Genomic DNA, 13,522 nt, shown 5'->3' with positions numbered 1-13,522 from the left:
CTTCAAGAATGAAGCAGTTTTCCCCGATATTCCCATCGTTCAGGACGGATGCGCGCKGGCTGACAAAGCTTGCCAGACGGTATCCTAATTTCTGAGCCTCAAGGTATTTTTCCTTGCGCACAGCATTGAGCTTGGAATAACTAAGCGCAACAAATAGCTCATACTCTCCTGGCGGGTACCGATCAACCACCTCCTGAAACGCAACGATTGGCAAGCCACAGAACGTCTTGTCCGTCAGATAGGCTGCGTCCACTGTAAAGGCGGCAATCTCATATTCCGACTCCCTACTGAAATAAAAATACGCAAGCTGGGCGATCTCACCGGCACCAAATATAACCAGTTTCTTTCTCACGATTATTTTCTCACAATCATAGTGAATTCATACAATCCGTAATCATGAAAAAGTGCGACATTCCGCGAGTAGCGGCGCTTACACAGATCAAACAATCGACACGGGTCTGCATAATACAGATAATCGCGAGTTTTATCTGAGTCGGAATACGAGGTTAAGCAGTTAAATGCAAAGCCGACTCGACTGCTCTGGTTGAGCACATCCAATGTCATCTCAAGGTATTCATGCCATTTGGCATCCGATTGATCCAGGCGGACATTAAATATGCCGCTCGCAATACCATAATCGGCAACCTGATCCGGCTCCCCAGAGAGAACGAAACGCGCATTCTGACTGCCCTTCTGGCGCTGCTCGGCTGCAAGAATCATGTTCTCAGAGACATCAATACCCGTGTAAGAGAAATCTCCGTATTCGTTGCACAGAAAATCATAGAGTGCACCGTAACCACAACCTAAGTCATTCAATGTGAACTGGCACGAGCCATCAATAACCTTACACAGTTGCTTGAAACGAAGAATCTGGCCTTCCTCGCCGTTCCAGTCGACACCACGCGGGCCCTCACCATGTTCTGCGAGTTTCTCAGAGTAGTATGTAGAAACAGCCGACAGGATCGGATCATTAGCAATACTACTCATGAATTACGCTCCCCGGGACAGGGTTTTGCTTCAAAAAAAAGCACCAACGCCCGTCTGGAGCCGGCGCACAACTTTTGGAGAAAATGCAAAGGGAACAATGTATAATAATTCAGCACCACCCCCAGCAACGATGGGAAATAGGTCTTGTATTTTACCGATCGCCGTCCCGACTGCTTTGTCCGCTCCAGAGTTGACAAAGATAATTTCTGTCGTTCGCTCCTGCTCACCAGGAAATTGGACACCGGCAGTAACAGGTTGGAGACTGGGAAGGTCAACCCGGCGATGTGCAGGAGTTTCCAGCCACTAGCGCTCACCAGCCCTTGTACCCCGGCCCTGGTATAACGCCGGCAATGTCCGGCAATATCATCCTCAATGCCCCAATGTTCAGGCGATGCAGGTACCAAGGCAAACATAACCCCATCTTGCTTTAGGCACTCGGAAGACTTGTTCATGAAGGCGGATTGCTTGTCGTCCTCCAAATGCTCCATGACCATGCAYGAAATCACCAAATCGACCTTTTCAGGTATCTCGGAGGAGAGATAATCCGCGTTGACAGGTAGAAATCGTTCCTCAGCAATTTCGCGGGCAAAGCGATTGCCTAGCGAAGCAATCGTTTTCGCTTCAAGGTCATAGGAACGACCAGACCATCCATAATCAAGCAGAAGGCGCGTAATTTCCCCGCTTCCCGGCCCAACTTCGATGAAGCGCCCCGGGCGGAGCCGGCGTAAGCGCTCCCGCAGGTACATAAGCTGCAGCAGGGTACCCGGTGGCAAGACTACCATGGTAGCCGCCTCCTCCAAGAGGCGCCGGAAAAAAGCTGGATCTCCCGGCCAAGTTGCCTCATTTCTGTAGATCGTTGGGATAACATTAATATCTCTTGCCTTCTCGCGTAGAGAGATAATCGGCAACGGAATCAGGCTCCAGATAATTGAAGCCCAGCACTTCCCTCGCCTCACTCGGAAGATCCAGATCATTCATGTTGTTTGGAATCCTGATCTGTTGCTTGAAATACGGGATATTATATACATGATTCACCGCGCGCCTAACTGCCTGCGACCCATTAAATCCGCCCGTATGAAACAGCATACAGTCAAGCAAAATGAATGACCCCGCCCTTGCCTCGATCTGAACAGCATTTTTCTGCACGTAACCTGGAGAAGGAAACTCCTCAGATTTATGTGACGCCGGCAGTACAATGGTGGCCCCATTTTCGCATGTAAAGTCGTCAAGGCAAAACAGTGCATTAATAGCAAGTGGTCTCGACGACACGAAATGCTGATAAGGCAAATCGCGATGCCACGCACCCTGATTGTAGGTTTCTTGAGGAGGGTTGATTACGCCGTTTTGCTGATTGAGAATAAATTTCCCGAGAATCAGCTTCTTCAGCACGAATAGCAGGTTTTCATTTAGCGCAAGTCTAAGAAAAACTTCACCTCCATGCGTGAGCGGCGATCGCATAGCATGATATTCATTAAGCGCTCTGAGCCTTAGCTCCCCATAGGTTTCGATGTAGCGCTCTCGAGTACGATCAAATTCCTCCGATATATTTTGGAGTTCCGCTACCGAATATCCCGAATGCAAAATCGCATATCCGATATTCCTGACTTGCTCGGCAATCTCGTCAAGGTCGGACTCGCACTGGGTCCGCTGCAGTATGCCGTAGGATGCGCTAGGAAAATGCTTCGCTGTAGTCATTTCTGGAAATCGGATTCCTGCGAACCCCGATAAATCTGCCGCACTATTGAATATGGCCGCCGCTTAACCTCGGAGAAGACCTTGGAAATATAAATCCCCTGGATTCCCATGAAGAAAATTATCAGGCCCGAAAAAAACCAGATCGACGCAATAATGGACGTATACCCATCCGGCGGCGATGCAATAAAGAAATACCTGACAGCCAGGTAAGCAATATATCCTAGCGCCGAGATTGAGATAAGCAGCCCCGTGTAGAATGTAAACACCAGCGGCAGGCTACTGAAAGATGTAACCGCATTGACTAGGTGACTAAATTTTCGCGAAAGCGAATAAGTCGTAGGACTGGTAGAGTGTTTATGGACAATCTGTTGGCATTGTTTAAACCCCGTAACGATCCACAGCCCACCAATATTGAGCTCGCGCTCCCTGTGCAGGAGTAGTGCGTCGACATAGCGTCTCGACATAAGTCGCGCGGTGACGATGTTGTTAGGCTGCCTTATTCCAGTAAGTACGCGAAATAGCCGATAGAACAAATCGCCCGCAGCCTGCTCGAAGTATCCGCCCTTTCGCCTGGATTGAACGCCAAAAACAACATCACTTGCTTCGGCATCCATCTGCTTTTGAAAGCTAATTCCCCATTCCGGCTCCTCCTCAAGATCGCTATCGATCAAGAAGACTCTTTCGCCTCGGGCGTTCGCCAACCCCGTCATCATTGCCTTGTGATGGCCGAAATTTCGAGACAAATCGACGACTACAAGATGCGCATCCGATTCGCCAAGTTTTATTGCCAGATCCAGGCTATGGTCGGGTGACCCGTCATTTACCAAAACGATCTCGTAGTCATCACCCGCAAGCTGCCTGGCGACAGCACTCGCTCGTTGATAGAATTCAACAATATAAGGTGCCGACTGATAGAGGGTCGCGACAATGGAGAGCTTCATGAGTTTACATACCTCATGTACCGGGATGCGCTACTACCGCAATTAAACAGCAAATCAAGAATGCTGACCCCATGGACAAACTCGCCCCAAAGCTGCGGATACTCAGGATAACCAGAGTAATCAAACCAGGATACTTTGATCCCCTTCTCGCTGAATACACTTTCTTCGATGTAATCCTTGGCCGAGGGCCCGGAGATATACTCTGTACCCCCGGCCTGGGCACAAAGGTCCGCCAGCCGCTCAGTCTTTCCATCACTAAGCACGTAGTCCCATGAGTTTGAAATGACTGTATCGATCCCCAGATATTTACAAATGGCATCGATAAACCGGCGATTCAATTGCGAGAGATGTGTGTAACGCTCATCGAGATAGAGCGGCGCGAGCCAGCTCTTGATTTCGTCAAAGCATTTTGCACGCCGATAGTTTTGCTCGAGTGTTTTCCAATGAGCAAGTGCCCAAGCCGCACCGTCAATCTCCGTGTCCTTGATTTTTTGATCGTACCTTCCTTTAACCTGGACCGGCACGGTAAGCCACTGCACATTTTGAGGTGTCTTGAACTGATTACGGTTGCGCCAGTCGCGTTTTGTGTACTGCATGTCGTCATAGAGGATAAATTCATCCACTGCGGCAATCATGTCGAAATATCCCTTCCAGGGAATATAGTTGGACTGGAGGATAGCGATTTTCTTCAAGAGTCGGCCTTCCTTTGTTCCTCGCATGCAGCCACTGCCGCATCAGCGCTATGACTGGGCTTGTGCAACTGCTGAATTTGGCCGTTGGGGAACCCAAGAGTACCGACCATCTTAAAGTCCCCCCGCCCATCAGCCGCAACGCTGGCCAGAACGTCTAGTGAAATTGGGCGCGGGCCATGGGGGTTGAGCGCCGAAATCACAGTCAGCGCAGCCTCGGACGTCTGCTTTGCCATGTAAGCCAACCAACCGCCAACCGCACTCTGCTCCAATATGGGGAACCCGTGGGCAAACCCTTGCGGCGCCCAGATCTGGCGCAAGTTCTCTGCAGTCAAATTCACTCCTACCCACCTTCTAAACGTTACGGAGCCTAGCCGTATGCCGCGAGCGGCACGCCGAATATCTCACGAATATATCTGGTCCATCAGCACACGGACACCCTGCGTCCAATCTGGCACGTCTCTTGCGGCCTGGCCGCTCGAGGTCGGAATTAGAGGAGCGCAGCACCAACCGTGCCGCGTCGCATGTCTCCATCGACCGGGCGCCTTACAGGCGCATCCTTAACGCCACACCCCACGCCTGCGCGTGACRCATGCCTTTCGCAATGCATAGCCGTGCCGGAAGCTCTGCCCGGCAGTGGTGAGGTGAAATGTGCTCGAAGGGATACTGGCCCAATCGTCATTTAGCCAGTTGCGCAGAACATTCAGCGCAGTTGTACCCACGACAAGCGCGGCAGTGGCCGGCGCGTCAAATTCGTCCATGACCACCTGCAACTGATCACCCTTGCGCGCCGAGGCAAGTATCGTCTTTGTGAAATTCCAGCCGTGCGCCCCGCGGCCCACGACAGTATTCCGACAGTACCTACCCTGCACCGCCGAGAGAATGGCTAGAATCTCTAGCCTGCCGCGAGTGGCGATATTCTATCCGAACCGATTCCATGGCGGCCCATCAGTACGGCGTGCCCCAATAGTCCAACAGAGTCAATAGATCCGAATGACCCTACAAAAATATGCCATTGGAGATCTGCAGGGCTGCTCCACGTCGTTCCTTGAACTGCTCGAGCAGCTGCCGCCGACAGCGAAACTGCGCTTTGTTGGCGACTTAGTCAACCGCRGTCCCGCTTCCGCAGAGACTCTGCGCCTTGTGAGACAAATCGGCGCGCGCGCTGAATCCGTCCTCGGCAACCACGACATCCACCTGCTGGCAGTCRCTGCCGGCGTGCGCAAGCGCGGCCGCACCGACACACTCGACGACATCCTTGATGCGCCAGATTGCGACGAATTGATCACATGGCTGCGACATCGCCCCCTGGCCATCCATGAGGACGGCTTCCTGCTCGTGCATGCCGGCGTACTACCGCAATGGACGGCCGGGCAGACGATGGAACTAGCGGCAGAAGTGGAGCAAGAACTGCGTGGCCCCAACTGGCAAGCTTTCCTGGCCAACATCTTCGGCAACGCGGCAGTCCGTTGGGATGCGGCCCTGCGCGGCATCGAGCGCCACCGCGTAGTGGTCAACGCCCTCACCCGCCTGCGCTTTTGCAGCGCGGACGGCGTGATGGACCTGAAGGCCAAGGATGGGCCCGGCAGCATGCCCGCGGGCATGCTGCCCTGGTTCGACGTTCCAGGCCGCCTGACCGAAGACACCACCGTGGTTTGCGGACACTGGTCCACGCTTGGGCTGGTAATGCGCCCCAACCTCATGGCGCTGGACACGGGATGCGTCTGGGGTGGCAAGCTCACGGCGGCGCGGCTGGCGCCGGACCCGGCGCAGCGCTCACTGATCCAGGTGGATTGCCCGCAATACTGCGATCCACTCGCTTGAGCCAACGGCCGCGCAGGGGCAAATTACGGCGCGGCAGCCGGCGCGGGCGAATCCGCAGCTTCGCCCGCCTCTCTGACGTCAGGTTCGTTTCCGGCGCCGCCATTGACGCGCCCCGCCAGTTCTGCGGCATGCTCTTGCGCACCCTGGCTCAGGTGGGTCACCACTTCCCGCGCGGCCTCGGCCAGTTCGCGCCGGCTAGCGCTGGCGGCAGTCAAGGCCGGGGCGAAGCAAAGCCTGGCGATGATCGGCGGCGCCCGCAGGATGGAATCGAGCGTCTGCAGTAGGGTCAGATCCCCGATATACGCCGGCGCCGTGGTTGGCTGCCCTGTAGCCGCATCCAGATAAGCCAGCCCAACAGGCTGCACCGGCAGCCCGCCCGAGATCGGCGCCTGCATCAGATTGGCATGGAACGGCAGCACGCTGCTGCCATCCGTGGTGGTCCCCTCGGGAAACACGCAAACCAAATCGCCCTGCAGCATCACATCGGTGATGGCATGCAGTACCCGATGCGCATCTCGCTTGCGCGCCCGTTCGATGAAGATGGTGCCGGTCTGCCCGCACAGCCAGCCGATCACGGGCCAGTCGCGAATTTCCGACTTGGCCACGAAGCGCACGGGCTGCCAGCAATTGATGACGTAGATGTCCAGCCAGGAGATGTGGTTGGACACCACCATAGCCCCATGCGGGGGCTGCTCCCCGGGCCCCAGTCCCAGCACCTCGACCGTCACCCCGCAGATCCGCAGCAACCGGCGCGACCAGCGCCGGATGTGCGATTGCCGCGACTCTACGCCGAGCCAGGGGAACAGCACCGCGCAGGTCAGGAGGCCGCGCAGCAGATGGAGGATCAGAGCGATCTTGCGCAGCCAGATCATGCCTGCCCCACTGACGAACTCGCTTGCGCCATCTTGTCCGACTTCCCTCGGCCCGGCATGGCGCTCAGTGCAGTTCGTAGACGACGTGGCCGCCGACCAGCGTGGTGCGCACGCGCCCACGCATCTCGTAGCCGAGCCACGGCGAATTCTTGCCCTGGCTCTTGAGCGCGCGCCGCTCGACCTTCCATTCCTGCTCAGGATGGAAGATGCAGATATCGGCGGCGCTGCCTGCGGCCAGTGTGCCGGCAGCCAGGCCGAGCACGCGGGCCGGCTCGGCCGTGATGCGGGCGAGCGCCTTGCCCAGCGGCACCTTGTGCTCCTCGGCCCAGCGCAGTGTCAGCGGCAGCAGCAGTTCCAGCCCGGTGGCGCCTGGCGAGGCTTCGGCGAAGGGCAGCAGCTTTTCGTCGTCGTCCACGGGGGTGTGGTCCGAGCACAGGGCATCGATGGTGCCATCGGCCAGACCCGCCACGATGGCGTCGCGATCGCGCGCGCTGCGCAGCGGCGGCGAGAAGCGCATCTGCGAGTTGAAGTAGCCGATGTCCATATCGGTCAACGACACGTGGTGGATATTGACGTCGCAGGTGACCGCGAGGCCTTCGCGCTTGGCCTGGCGTACCAGCTCGATGCCGGCGGCGGAGGACAGCCGGCACAGGTGCACGCGCGCGCCGGTGCTGCGCATCAGCTCGAAAATGGTGTGCAGGCGCACCGTCTCGGCGATCACCGACATTCCGGACAGCCCCAGGCGAGATGCCACGGCGCCGCTGGCGGCCACGCCGCCACCGAGGTAGGGATCCTCCGGGCGCAGCCAGACCGTGAAGCCGAAGGTCTTCGCATACTGCAGCGCGCGCAGCAGCACCTGGGTATTGCGGATCGGCGCCTCGGCCTGCGAGAAACCGATGCAGCCGGCCTCGGTCAGTTGCGACATCTCGGTCAGCGTTTCACCGTTGAGGCCCAGCGTCAGCGCGCCCAGCGGATAGACGTGCGTCTGGTTAAGGGTGCGGGCGCGGTACTTGAGCATCTCGACCAGGCCCGGCTCGTCGAGCACGGGATCAGTGTCGGGCGGGCAGACCAGGCTGGTCACGCCGCCGGCGGTGGCCGCCGCCACTTCGGATTCGAGCGTGGCCTTGTATTCATAGCCCGGCTCGCGCAGCCGCGCGGACAGGTCGACCAGGCCGGGGCAGACGATCAGCCCGGCCGCGTCGATGGTCTTGTTGGCATGGAAGTCCGCCGGCGCGCTGCCCACGCCGACGATCTTGCCGGCGGCAATGTAGAGGTCTTGCTGCGCATCGACGTTCGCGGCCGGGTCGATCAGGCGGCCGCCCTTGATGTGGATCTTCATATCGTGTCGCTTGGCTTGTATTCGGTTGTTCTGGCTTGGACGCTATCGTCCGCTATCACGCTGTCAGTCGTGGTTTCCGGCCACGATGCCCATCACGGCCATGCGTACCGCAATGCCGAAGGTCACCTGGTTGAGGATCACGGACTGCGGCCCGTCGGYCACGGCGGAGTCGATCTCCACGCCACGGTTCATCGGGCCCGGATGCATCACGATGGCATCGGGCTTGGCCAGCGCCAGACGCTCGGGTGTGAGGCCATAGGCCTTGAAGTATTCCTGCGCCGAGGGCAGCAGCGCGCCGCTCATGCGCTCGTTCTGCAGGCGCAGCATGATCACCACGTCCACGCCCTTCATCCCCTCTTCCATATTGTGGAAGACGCGCACGCCCATCTGCTCCAGCCCCGAGGGCAGCAGCGTGCGCGGGCCGATGGCGCGCACTTCGGGCACGCCCAGCGTGGTCAGCGCGTGGATGTCCGAGCGCGCCACGCGCGAGTGCAGGATGTCACCCACGATGGCGACCGTGAGATTGGTGAAATCCTTCTTGTAGTGGCGGATCGTGTACATGTCGAGCAGCCCCTGCGTGGGGTGCGCGTGGCGGCCGTCGCCCGCGTTGATGACATGGACATGGGGCGCCACGTGCTCGGCGATGAGGTACGGCGCGCCGGAGCTGGCATGGCGCACCACGAACATGTCGGCCGACATCGCCGACAGGTTGTTGATGGTGTCGAGCAGCGACTCGCCCTTGCTCGTGGACGAGGCGTTGATGTTCAGGTTGAGCACGTCCGCCGACAGCCGCTTGGCGGCAATCTCGAAGGTGGTGCGGGTACGCGTGGAGTTCTCGAAGAACAGGTTGAACACGCTTTTGCCGCGCAGMAGCGGCACCTTCTTCACTTCGCGGTCGGAGTCAGACAGCGAGACGAACTGGCTGGCAGTGTCGAGGATGTGCGCGACCATCTCGCGCGACAAGCCCTCGATCGAAAGCAGGTGCTTGAGCTCGCCGTTCTTGGTCAGTTGCGGGTTGCGGAACGTCTTGATCATGGCAGGTAGAAAGGGCCGGGCGGTGGCGGTGGCTGGTCTGGGCAGGTCTGGGTCTGGCTTGCCGGCGTGCCGTTGCGGGCGCGCCGGCCGGTGGGCTGGGCAGGCTTAGTTGCCGGTGGCCTCGTCGGCGAAGGCAAAGCGCATGTCGGAGCCGGTGCCCTCATGCGACAGCACCAGCGTGGTCCCGGGCGGCAACGCGACGTGCGTGGCAGCAAAGTCCGCAGCCGCCGGCAGTTCGCGGCCGCCGCGATCGACCAGCACGGCCAGCGCCACGCGGGCCGGGCGGCCATAGTCGAACAGCTCGTTGACGGCAGCACGGATGGTGCGCCCGGTGGCCAGCACGTCATCGATCAGCAGGATCTTGCGGTCTTGCACGTCAAAGGGCAGCGTGGTCGGCTGGGCCTGGCTGTGCAGGCCCTTCTTGGCATAGTCGTCGCGGTGGAAGGCAACGTTGATGACCCCATGGGCCGCCAGCTGCAGGTCCGCGGCGAGCCGCTCGGCAATCCAGGCGCCGCCGGAATAGATGCCGGCGACCGACCATTGCGCGCGTTCGGCCTCAGGCAGCGCGGCCTGCACCTGGTCACGCAGCGTACGGTAGAGCGCCTCGGCGTCGAGAGAGGAAGTCTGGGTCATAGCGGATGCTGGTCGAAGTACTGTTGCAGGATGATGCTGGCGGCCTCGGCGTCGAGCGCGCCCTTGCGGGCGCCGGCCATCTCGGCGGCGATCGACGTGTAGCTTTCGTCCACCCAGGCCACCGGCAGGCCGAAGCGGCCGTTCAACTGGTTGCCGAAGCGGCGTGCGAGCCGCATCGATGGCTGCTGGCTGCCGTCCGGATTGGTGGGCATGCCCACCACCAGCTGCACCGGCGCCCACTCATTGATCAGTGCGGTCACCGCCTCGAAGCGGCCTTCCACGGTGATATTGGGGATGATGACGAGCGCACGCGCCTCGCGCGTGACGAAGTTGCCAAGCGCAACGCCGATCTTCTTTTCGCCGTAATCGAAGGCCAGGACGGTGCCGTCGGTGGGCAACTGGCGCGGCGCTGGCGTCGCCCCGTCGTCAGGCATGCCCAGCCTCGCCCGAGAGCATGGTGAAGTCGATGCCCAACAGGCGTATGGCGGCGGCGAAGCGTTCCTCGGGGGGCACGCTGAAGATGATTTCGGGGTCGGCCTGGACGGTCAGCCAGCCATTGCGGCTGAGTTCTTCCTCCAGCTGGCCCGCACCCCAACCGGCATAGCCGAGCGTGAGCAGGAAGCGTTGCGGGCCGCTGCCGTTGGCCACGGCCTCCAGCACATCCTTGGAGGTGGTCATCTCGAGTCCGCCGGGCACGGCCAGCGACGAGACATAGATGCCGACCGGATCATGCAGCACGAAACCGCGCTCGGTCTGCACCGGTCCGCCGAAATAGACCGGCTGCTGCGCCACCGGCTGGATCTCCAGCTTGAGGTCGATCTTGTCGAACAGGGTGGCCATATCGATATCGATAGGCCGATTGATCACCAGGCCCAGCGCGCCGCGGTCGTTGTGCTCGCACAAGTAGACGACGGAACCCGAAAAAGTCGGGTCTGCCATGCCGGGCATGGCAATCAGGAACTGATTGGTGAGATTGATTGGGGCTTCCAGCGTCGCCATTCCTGCATTTTATCAAATCGTTGCCATCCGTCCGGAAAAGATTCGCGGAATGCCGCAACGCAACATTCCGACGCTTGCCCGGTGCGCTTGCTTGCTGGCCTCTGTGCCAGCGTCAATGCTTGCTTGCCGCCGCCCGCCTATTCCTTGCGCGTCAGCGCGGCCAGGTCTTCCGGCGTCAGCCAGCGCCAGTCTCCCAGCGCCAGGGTCGGCTCCAGCACCAGCCCGCCGATGGCGCTGCGGTGCAGGGCTTCCACATGGTTGCCAGCCGCGGCCACCATGCGCTTGACCTGGTGGTACTTGCCCTCGGTCAGGCTAAGGCGCAGGCTGCGCTCGCCGGTAGCCTCGCAGGCGGCCGCCGCGATCGGGGCCGGCTCGTCCTCGAGTTGCACGCCCGCCACCAGCGCATCGACCTGCTCTTGGGTGACCGGCTCGGCGGTCGTCACTTCGTAGACCTTGGGCACCTTCTTCTTGGGCGAGGTCTGGGCGTGGATGAACTGGCCATCGTCCGAGAGCAGCAGCAGGCCGGTGGTGTCCTGGTCCAGCCGCCCGACCGCCTGCACTTCGCGCTGGCGCAGCGGCACCGGCAGCAGGTTGTACACGCTGGGATGGTGGCGCGGGCGCTGCGAGCATTCGTAGCCCACTGGCTTGTTCAGCAGGATGTAGGCCTTGGTGTGGCCGATCCAATCCTCGCCGTCCACAGTCAGGCGCAGGCCGTCGACCTCGAACTTGGCGCCCGGATCCTCGCACAGGGTACCGTCGACCTCCACCAGGCCGGCCCCGATCAGGTCGCCGCAATAGCGGCGGGTGCCGAAGCCTTGGGATTGGAGGATGCGGTCGAGTGTCATGGCCATGGCTTGCTTCTTGATATCTGAATGACTGGATTGCTGGATTACTGAAATACGGGCCGGCCTGTTCGGCGCTGCGGACAACGCCGGCCGGCATGCCGGGCCAGCCCGCGCGCGCGGCGCATGCCTGACGCTATGGTAGGGTAACAGGCTTCGCCAGCCCAACTTCCGGAACGCCCGATCTTGCCCCCATCCCCCTCCGACGCCCGCCTACCCTATCGGATCGACCGGCAGTTCGAGCGCGGCCTGGTGTGGTTCCGGCGCGACCTGCGCGCCGACGATCACGCGGCGCTGCATTATGCCCTCAAGCACTGCCGCCAGGTATGGTGCGTCTTCGTTTTCGACCGCGAGATCCTGGATCCGCTGCTGGCGCGCGGCCTGGCGGCCGACCGCCGGGTGGCGTTCATCCTGGCCTCGCTGGCCCCGCTGGACGAAGCGCTGCGCGCGGCCGGCGGCGGCCTGATCGTGCTGCACGGCCACGCGCGCACAGCCATTCCCGAGCTGGCCGCCGAGCTTGGCGTCACCGCCGTGTTCGCCAACCACGACTACGAGCCCGCCTCGCTGGCCCGCGATGCCGAGGTCAGGCAAGCGCTGGCGGGCCAGTCCTGCGCCTGCTTCAGCTTCAAGGACCAGGTGATCTTTGAGCGCGACGAGATCCTGACCGGCCAGGGCAAACCCTTCTCGGTCTTCACGCCCTACAAGAACGCCTGGCTCAAGGCCTTGCTTGCGTTCGACCTCAAGCCCTACCCGGTCGAGCCTTATCTGAAGTCGCTGGCCGTCCCGCCGAAGGCTTACGTACGGCCGCTGCCCACGCTGGAGGCACTGGGCTTCGCCCCCTCCAACCTGGCCGAGATCACCATGCCCACCGGCAGCGCCGGCGCCCACGCGCTGTTCGACGAGTTCTGCGAGCGCATAGGCGACTACACGCGCCGGCGCGATTTCCCCGCCCTGCGCGGCCCGAGCTACCTGTCGGTGCACCTGCGCTTTGGCACCCTGTCGATCCGCACGCTCGCCCGCACCGCCCACGCCGCCACGCTGCGCGGCGGCGCCGAGAGCGCTGGCGCCGCTACCTGGCTGTCCGAGCTGATCTGGCGCGATTTCTACTTCATGATCCTGCACCACCACCCCCGCGTCGCAGTTGGGTGCGCCTTCCATCCCGCCTACGATGCCATCCGCTGGATCGATGGCAACACCGGCGAGCGCTACTTCCAGGCCTGGTGCGACGCCAGGACCGGCTACCCGCTGGTGGACGCCGCCATGCTGCAGATCCGGCAAAGCGGCTACATGCATAACCGGCTGCGCATGGTGGTAGCGAGCTTCCTGGTGAAGGACCTCGGCGTGGACTGGCGGCGCGGCGAGCAGTACTTCGCCGACCAGCTCAACGACTTCGACTTCTCCGCCAACAACGGCGGCTGGCAGTGGGCCGCCTCCACCGGCTGCGATGCCCAGCCCTACTTCCGCATCTTCAACCCGACCACGCAGTCTGAGAAATTCGACCCGCAGGGACGATTTATCAGGAAGTACCTGCCGCAACTGGCGCGCCTGCCGGACAAGTACATACATGCACCGTGGACAGCCTCGGAAGACGTGTTGTTCGCAGCCGGGGTCAAGCTAGGGGAAAACTATCCGCGGCCGATCGTGCAACACGACGTGGCACGCAAGG

Annotated in this window: 16 protein-coding genes and 1 pseudogene; 2 read left to right on the top strand and 15 right to left on the bottom strand. The window is 60.6% G+C overall.

The features are described from left to right. The 8 genes and pseudogenes from AC1DS3_RS25500 to AC1DS3_RS25465 all read right to left on the bottom strand — a co-directional run. The coding region (locus AC1DS3_RS25500) for an LbetaH domain-containing protein (protein WP_477128204.1) at positions 1-352 on the bottom strand (352 nt) is incomplete at its 3' end. 2 nt (positions 353-354) lie between these two features. Beyond that, positions 355-987, bottom strand: coding sequence for a class I SAM-dependent methyltransferase (locus tag AC1DS3_RS25495; RefSeq protein ID WP_441633359.1), 633 nt, complete (start codon positions 985-987; stop codon positions 355-357). Continuing rightward, positions 984-1,769, bottom strand: coding sequence for a methyltransferase domain-containing protein (locus AC1DS3_RS25490; RefSeq protein WP_441633357.1), 786 nt, complete (start codon positions 1,767-1,769; stop codon positions 984-986). The genes AC1DS3_RS25495 and AC1DS3_RS25490 overlap by 4 nt, the downstream gene beginning before the upstream one ends. 85 nt (positions 1,770-1,854) lie before the next feature. Continuing rightward, a complete protein-coding gene (locus AC1DS3_RS25485; RefSeq protein WP_441633355.1) occupies positions 1,855-2,682 on the bottom strand; it encodes a phytanoyl-CoA dioxygenase family protein in 828 nt (275 codons plus the stop codon). Next, on the bottom strand, positions 2,679-3,623 hold the full coding sequence (locus AC1DS3_RS25480; protein WP_441633353.1) for a glycosyltransferase family 2 protein: 945 nt from the start codon (positions 3,621-3,623) through the stop codon (positions 2,679-2,681). The genes AC1DS3_RS25485 and AC1DS3_RS25480 overlap by 4 nt, the downstream gene beginning before the upstream one ends. Then, complete coding sequence (locus AC1DS3_RS25475) at positions 3,620-4,342, bottom strand: WbqC family protein (protein WP_441633351.1); 723 nt, start codon at positions 4,340-4,342, stop codon at positions 3,620-3,622. Before AC1DS3_RS25475 ends, AC1DS3_RS25480 begins: the two co-directional genes overlap by 4 nt. A gap of 227 nt (positions 4,343-4,569) precedes the next feature. Then, a pseudogene (locus tag AC1DS3_RS25470) lies at positions 4,570-4,692 on the bottom strand (dTDP-4-dehydrorhamnose 3,5-epimerase family protein); the annotation flags it as partial. 180 nt (positions 4,693-4,872) lie between these two features. Further along, a complete protein-coding gene (locus AC1DS3_RS25465) occupies positions 4,873-5,154 on the bottom strand; it encodes a sugar nucleotide-binding protein (protein ID WP_441633349.1) in 282 nt (93 codons plus the stop codon). 151 nt (positions 5,155-5,305) lie between these two features. Here AC1DS3_RS25465 and AC1DS3_RS25460 point away from each other — a divergent pair, with 151 nt between their 5' ends. Further along, positions 5,306-6,136 (top strand): symmetrical bis(5'-nucleosyl)-tetraphosphatase, encoded by an 831-nt coding sequence (locus AC1DS3_RS25460; RefSeq protein WP_477128203.1) that lies wholly within the window; start codon positions 5,306-5,308, stop codon positions 6,134-6,136. 23 nt (positions 6,137-6,159) lie between these two features. On the opposite strand, the gene AC1DS3_RS25455 is transcribed toward AC1DS3_RS25460, so the two are convergent. From AC1DS3_RS25455 to AC1DS3_RS25425, 7 genes are all read right to left on the bottom strand, one after another. Continuing rightward, positions 6,160-7,008, bottom strand: coding sequence for a lysophospholipid acyltransferase family protein (locus AC1DS3_RS25455; protein WP_441633345.1), 849 nt, complete (start codon positions 7,006-7,008; stop codon positions 6,160-6,162). 64 nt (positions 7,009-7,072) lie between these two features. Then, a complete protein-coding gene (locus tag AC1DS3_RS25450) occupies positions 7,073-8,347 on the bottom strand; it encodes a dihydroorotase (protein WP_441633343.1) in 1,275 nt (424 codons plus the stop codon). A 63-nt stretch (positions 8,348-8,410) separates the two neighbouring features. Next, complete coding sequence (locus AC1DS3_RS25445; protein ID WP_477128202.1) at positions 8,411-9,382, bottom strand: aspartate carbamoyltransferase catalytic subunit; 972 nt, start codon at positions 9,380-9,382, stop codon at positions 8,411-8,413. Between the two features lie 105 nt (positions 9,383-9,487). Then, positions 9,488-10,015, bottom strand: a complete 528-nt coding sequence (gene pyrR, locus AC1DS3_RS25440) for a bifunctional pyr operon transcriptional regulator/uracil phosphoribosyltransferase PyrR (protein ID WP_174422641.1) — start codon at positions 10,013-10,015, stop codon at positions 9,488-9,490. Next, entirely contained in the window at positions 10,012-10,449 is a 438-nt protein-coding gene (gene ruvX, locus AC1DS3_RS25435; RefSeq protein ID WP_441633340.1) for a Holliday junction resolvase RuvX, read from the bottom strand. The genes pyrR and ruvX overlap by 4 nt, the downstream gene beginning before the upstream one ends. Continuing rightward, the gene (locus tag AC1DS3_RS25430) at positions 10,442-11,014 is read right to left on the bottom strand and encodes a YqgE/AlgH family protein (protein WP_043348720.1); all 573 of its coding nucleotides are present in this window, start codon (positions 11,012-11,014) and stop codon (positions 10,442-10,444) included. The genes ruvX and AC1DS3_RS25430 overlap by 8 nt, the downstream gene beginning before the upstream one ends. Positions 11,015-11,151: 137 nt before the next feature. Continuing rightward, the gene (locus AC1DS3_RS25425) at positions 11,152-11,859 is read right to left on the bottom strand and encodes a pseudouridine synthase (protein ID WP_441633478.1); all 708 of its coding nucleotides are present in this window, start codon (positions 11,857-11,859) and stop codon (positions 11,152-11,154) included. A gap of 183 nt (positions 11,860-12,042) precedes the next feature. Here AC1DS3_RS25425 and AC1DS3_RS25420 point away from each other — a divergent pair. Beyond that, positions 12,043-13,522 (top strand): cryptochrome/photolyase family protein (locus tag AC1DS3_RS25420; protein ID WP_477128201.1); only part of this gene is annotated, 1,480 nt, incomplete at its 3' end.

Source organism: Cupriavidus sp. 01L46 (assembly GCF_056399905.1).
The sequence above is the reverse complement of the archived record's forward strand: the minus strand, read 5'-3'. Positions and strand labels throughout refer to the sequence as shown.